Annotated in this window: 1 protein-coding gene; it reads right to left on the bottom strand. The window is 76.3% G+C overall.

What is annotated here, in order from left to right; translation table 11 throughout:
- Window positions 1-384: MBL fold metallo-hydrolase (locus tag G3I71_RS49890; protein WP_203733293.1), on the bottom strand; the 384-nt coding region annotated here is incomplete at both ends.

The following is a 384-nucleotide window of genomic DNA, read 5'->3' as shown; positions in this document are numbered from 1 at the left end:
GAACTCCTCGCCCGGCGCGTGGAACTCATGCGGGCGCACCGCGTCCATGCCGATCGGCCAGTACGTCCCGTAGTGCACCGGCACCGCCGCGGCGGGAGCCAGCTCCGCCAGCGCCCGCGCCGCCCGCTCCGCGTCCAGGTGCCCCGGACCCAGGTACGGGCCCCAACCGCCGACGGGCAGCAGCGCCACGTCCACCGGCCCGACCTCCTCCGCCATCGTGTCGAACAGACCCGTGTCGCCGGCGAAGTACGTCCGCGACGCGCCCTCGACCACGTACCCCAGCGCGGGCGACCGGTGCGGCCCGAACGGCAGTCGCCGCCCGTCGTGCCGCGCGCTGACCACCCGTACCCGTACGCCGTCCCGTTCGGCGACCTCGTCGCCCGG

Origin of the sequence: Streptomyces sp. SID12501, from assembly GCF_010550245.1 — a bacterium.
Classification (GTDB): Bacteria; Actinomycetota; Actinomycetes; order Streptomycetales; family Streptomycetaceae; genus Streptomyces.
Note: the sequence above shows the minus strand (reverse complement) of the source record. Positions and strands in the feature narration are given on the sequence as shown.